The 4,369-nt window shown below is 58.4% G+C and carries 5 protein-coding genes; 3 read left to right on the top strand and 2 right to left on the bottom strand.

The annotated features are described in order from the left end of the window. Positions 1-98: 98 nt before the first annotated feature. Together dnaJ and pmtA are read left to right on the top strand one after the other, a co-directional pair. Positions 99-1,229 carry a molecular chaperone DnaJ gene (dnaJ, locus tag AC1DX0_RS31720; protein ID WP_477358371.1) on the top strand — a complete coding sequence of 377 codons (1,131 nt, stop codon included), beginning with the start codon at positions 99-101 and terminating at the stop codon, positions 1,227-1,229. A 149-nt stretch (positions 1,230-1,378) separates the two neighbouring features. After that, positions 1,379-1,984, top strand: a complete 606-nt coding sequence (gene pmtA, locus AC1DX0_RS31715; RefSeq protein ID WP_477218933.1) for a phospholipid N-methyltransferase PmtA — start codon at positions 1,379-1,381, stop codon at positions 1,982-1,984. A 301-nt stretch (positions 1,985-2,285) separates the two neighbouring features. Here pmtA and AC1DX0_RS31710 read toward each other — a convergent pair whose 3' ends face one another. Next, positions 2,286-2,819 (bottom strand): hypothetical protein, encoded by a 534-nt coding sequence (locus tag AC1DX0_RS31710; RefSeq protein WP_477218934.1) that lies wholly within the window; start codon positions 2,817-2,819, stop codon positions 2,286-2,288. Between the two features lie 622 nt (positions 2,820-3,441). Continuing rightward, on the bottom strand, positions 3,442-3,906 hold the full coding sequence (locus AC1DX0_RS31705; protein WP_477218935.1) for a hypothetical protein: 465 nt from the start codon (positions 3,904-3,906) through the stop codon (positions 3,442-3,444). A gap of 157 nt (positions 3,907-4,063) precedes the next feature. On the opposite strand from AC1DX0_RS31705, the gene AC1DX0_RS31700 reads away from it, so the two are divergent. Then, positions 4,064-4,231 carry a hypothetical protein gene (locus tag AC1DX0_RS31700; RefSeq protein ID WP_477218936.1) on the top strand — a complete coding sequence of 56 codons (168 nt, stop codon included), beginning with the start codon at positions 4,064-4,066 and terminating at the stop codon, positions 4,229-4,231. Positions 4,232-4,369: the final 138 nt, after the last annotated feature.

The following is a 4,369-nucleotide window of genomic DNA, read 5'->3' as shown; positions in this document are numbered from 1 at the left end:
ACTGGCATCCGGGCGGCACCGATCCTAAATCGAGACGAYGTGCCGGCAAACGACGCAACAATGCATCAAGACGTTGAGCATCCGGACAGCGGGAAAAAATGAAAGCTGATTTCTACGAAACGCTGGGCGTGCAGAAGGGCGCCGACGAGAAGGAGCTCAAGAGCGCTTTCCGCAAGCTCGCCATGCAGTTCCATCCMGACCGCAAYCCSGGCGAYCATTCCTGCGAGCACAAGTTCAAGGAAATCAACGAAGCCTACGAGACGCTGAAGGAYCCGCAGAAGCGCGCGGCCTATGACCGTTTCGGCCACGCCGCCTTCGAACAGGGCGGCATGAATGGCGGCGCGCAAGGCTTTGGCGCCGGCGGCTTCGCCGACATCTTCGAGGATATTTTCGGCGACATGATGGGTGGGCGCCAGCGCCGCTCTTCCGGCGGCCGCGAGCGCGGCGCCGACCTGCGCTACAATATGGAAATCTCGCTGGAAGAGGCTTTTGCCGGCAAAACCGCGCAGATCCGCGTCCCGGCTTCGATCTCGTGCTCGGAATGTTCGGGTAGCGGCGCCAAGCCGGGCACCCAGCCGGTGACCTGCTCGATGTGCAACGGCCACGGCAAGGTGCGCGCCACGCAGGGTTTCTTTTCGATCGAGCGGACCTGCCCGCAGTGCCAGGGCCGCGGCCAGACGATCAAGGATCCGTGCCCGAAATGTGCCGGCCAGGGCCGCGTCACCGAAGAGCGTTCGCTGTCGGTCAACATTCCGGCCGGYATCGAGGACGGCACCCGYATCCGCCTTGCCAATGAGGGCGAGGCCGGYCTGCGCGGCGGGCCKTCGGGCGAYCTCTATATTTTCCTGGCGGTSAAGCCGCACGAATTCTTCCAGCGCGAYGGYGCCGATCTCTACTGCAAGGTGCCGATCTCGATGACGACGGCMGCSCTTGGCGGCTCSTTCGAGGTGRCGACGCTGGACGGCACGCAGACCAAGGTGAAGGTGACCGAAGGCACGCAGAACGGGCGCCAGTTCCGCCTCAAGGGCAAGGGCATGCCGGTGCTGCGCCAGCCCAATGTCGGCGACCTCTACATCCAGACCGCGGTCGAGACGCCGCAGAACCTTACCCGGCGCCAGCGCGAATTGCTGGAAGAGTTCGAACAGCTCTCCTCGCAGGACAATTCGCCCCAATCGAGCGGGTTTTTCGCCCGCATGAAGGATTTCTTCGAATCCTTCGGCGAACGCTGACAGAGCAGGAATGGCGCGTGATCAGATGAAACGCGCCGCATCCCGGGACGCGACCAAATCTATCTTATCCACGACATCGGCAGGGTCGTGCCTTGCCTTGCGCTGCTCAGGTGTTAAGTAACCTGAGGGGAGTGCTGAGGAGAGCTTGCATGACACGTGGTCCCGGACTGCGGAAGGCGCTTGCCGAAAAGTTCGACGACGAGCTCAAGTTCTTCAAGGGCTGGATCGACAAGCCGAAGACGGTCGGCTCGATTGTTCCGACCAGTTCGATCACCGCGCGCAAGATGGCCTCGATCGTCAATCCCAGGTCCGGCCTGCCGGTGCTCGAGGTCGGTCCGGGCACAGGCGTCATCACGCGTGCCATCCTGGCTCAGGGTGTGCGGCCCGAAAACCTCTATGCCGTCGAATACAACACGGATTTCGTGCGCCATTTGCGCCAGCTCTATCCCGGCGTCAACGTCATTGAGGGCGATGCCTTCAACCTCAACGCCACGCTTGGCGAGAGAAGCGGGATGATCTTCGATTCCGTCGTCTCCGGCGTGCCGCTGCTCAATTTCCCCGTCGCCCAGCGCATTGCCTACATCGAAAGCCTGCTCGACCGCATCCCTGCGGGCCGGCCGATCGTGCAGCTGACCTATGGCCCGCTGTCGCCGATCCCGGCCGGCCGTGGCGACTACACGGTCAAGCATTTCGATTTCATCTTCCGCAACATCCCGCCGACGCAGCTGTGGATCTATCGCCGCGAAGCGCATTAGGGTGTGCCGATATTCAGGTGAGGCCGGTCTGCAAATGGCGGCTCCCTGCGCTTCCGGTGCTCACGTACGAAAAGTACGCTCCGCTCCGGTACTCGGGGGAGCCATTTTCGACTCGACCTGACCTGAATCTCGGCACACCCTTCAGCCGTTTGCCCTCAAATCGGTTCTGGGCCGTGCCGCCTMATAACGCGAGTCATCGTAGCCGTGAATCATCGAGTTGGGTCGGCGGCCGAATCAACCGCTACAATTTTAAAGCCGCTTCGGATCTGAGCGGGCGGCTTTCGCTTTTGCTGAGCGGAACTCAACGCATTCGGTTAGATTGCACCAGGGCCCTCGCCAAGCTGGCAGGGATGGTCAGTTCCGTTTGGAGAAATACTTCATCCATATCGAAAAAGTTTGGGCGGATGGATCGCAGATGCCGCACAGCGTCAGGGCAAATGCCCTCTAGTGACCTGTAGAGAGCGAGAGCTGCGCGATAGGTGTCCGGCAGAGTCGTTTCCAGCTGAATAGCTTTAGCCGCGCTAGAGTAGCGAGGCGCGCACAGGCTGAAGTGCACAGCCAACCCTTCTTCCAAAGCAGAGGCCGGCATAAATTCGGCTCCCACTTCGGCCTGAATCGGCGCCAGGAGGTGGATGACTTCGTGCGCAATCTGAAACGCCGCAATATCGGGGTCATCGGTTGCCGAGGGTGAGACCTCGATTTCAATCCTGTTTTCCCCAACAACAGGAAACCAGAGACGCGGACCGAGATCATGGACCTGGATGCCCTCCAATCTCCAGTTCGCGTCCCGCGACCCATATAGCCGTTCCGCCTGAAGCAAAAAGCCAATCATCATCTTCCCCGCCGACCTGCGGAATATTCTTGTCGACATTCGCTTTAGTTCCCCGCTGCTCGACGTTCAGCCGAACGTACTCGCATCTCAATTAGCCCCGATCAAGGAGACGTCATATGTCGACCCGGCACGCAACCATCATTCTTGGCGGTAGCCGAGCAATGAACAGAGATTAGGCGTGGAACTTCTATCTCGGCGAGTACCGGCCTGGCTTGGGCTCTTGGTATAAGAACAGGATATCCTTCGCGAACCCTCTGCCATCGGGGAGGGGCACAGCCGTCACTTTCTTGCTGGCAAACGCAGCTGTGTAGATTTGCTCCTCTGTCATCGCCAAGTTGGACATGAGATGGAGGATAGTTCGCATCCCCTGATTTCCTCCTTGGGATTGCTCTCCCTCGAGGTACTCTTCCAGTCTCCGCTGCCTTCGTTTTGTGTTCCATAGATATCGGGCCCAAGCCCATATGGCGACGACAGCGGTCGCGACGGCCGCCAAATCAGCGAGAAACGACGTAGCTTCTTTCACGATACTCCCCATTGACCTTGCGCCCTCTCAGACCGCGACGCTTGTGCCGTGCTGCCTGCGCCACGTGATCGAAAAGACTGTTAGGCGCTCTTCGTCGGCGCGCTACGTTCTTGGTCCGTTCAGTGCCTGTTGAACCTGACCGCGTATCTGCGAAAGGTCTCCAGTGAGTGCTGCGATAGAAGTAGAGAATTCACTAGCATGGAAAAGCGGTACTCCGCTGCTGCCTCCCCTGCATCCAGCAAGCCCCAACGCGCTTGCCTGTTTCACTTCTTCAAGTGCGGTTCCGTCTACTTTAAGTACACCCTCTAACGTAGCAACCTGTTCTGCTGTAATGCCTGGTCCCGGTCCCGGGGGCGGTGCCGGTGGCCGCGAAGCCCATACTGCTACGACGAAACAAAATGCCCCTACGACCATGAAGAAGGCCAGTAAAAGCGCCTTGATCTTTGATGGTTCTCTCACCATCCCAATTGCCGCCAAGATCAACATCAGCGCGGCAAAACCGGTGGGTCCAAACTTTAGAAAAGCTTCGACTTGCTCAGGGCTGAAGTATTTTAGAATCGCCGCCATCGGATAAATCCCCCTCTTTTAATTGAACAGCATCAGAAAGCTTAATCCAATTTGACGGCTTCTGAAATAGCTCGTCAAAGGAGGCCGGTCGATCCATCCTCGGTTTCAAGTCCTATGAAAGGGTCGTGAGAAATGGCAGGGGTCAACGCTGGACGGCGTGTGGTTCGACGAAGAGCCACCGCCTGATATCTACAGCGAGGGCCTGACCCGTACGAATGCAACCGGCGGCATCACCATGATCACCTTCACGCCGCTGCTCGGCATGTCAGAAGTGGTGCTGATGTTCCTCACATCCAACCAGGTCAACAGCATGGTGAGGGGGTGAGTTGAAATAGTCTATTTGATCTGTCGAACCTTTTGTTCGATGTCGGCTATCGATTGAGCAAGCTGATAAATTGCTTTGGCGACCAAATCGAGCTTTTCATTTGTGTCGTTCGTGCTTTGTACTCGATGGGCATAAACC

This window comes from Mesorhizobium sp. P3_A9, from assembly GCF_056402975.1.
Note: the sequence above shows the minus strand (reverse complement) of the source record. Positions and strands in the feature narration are given on the sequence as shown.

Bases quoted from the DNA above. Each gene is read 5' to 3' on its own strand.
- AC1DX0_RS31705 (WP_477218935.1), bottom strand. From the start codon at position 3,906: ATGGCGGCGATTCTAAAATACTTCAGCCCTGAGCAAGTCGAAGCTTTT.
- AC1DX0_RS31710 (WP_477218934.1), bottom strand. From the start codon at position 2,819: ATGATGATTGGCTTTTTGCTTCAGGCGGAACGGCTATATGGGTCGCGG.
- pmtA (WP_477218933.1), top strand. From the start codon at position 1,379: ATGACACGTGGTCCCGGACTGCGGAAGGCGCTTGCCGAAAAGTTCGAC.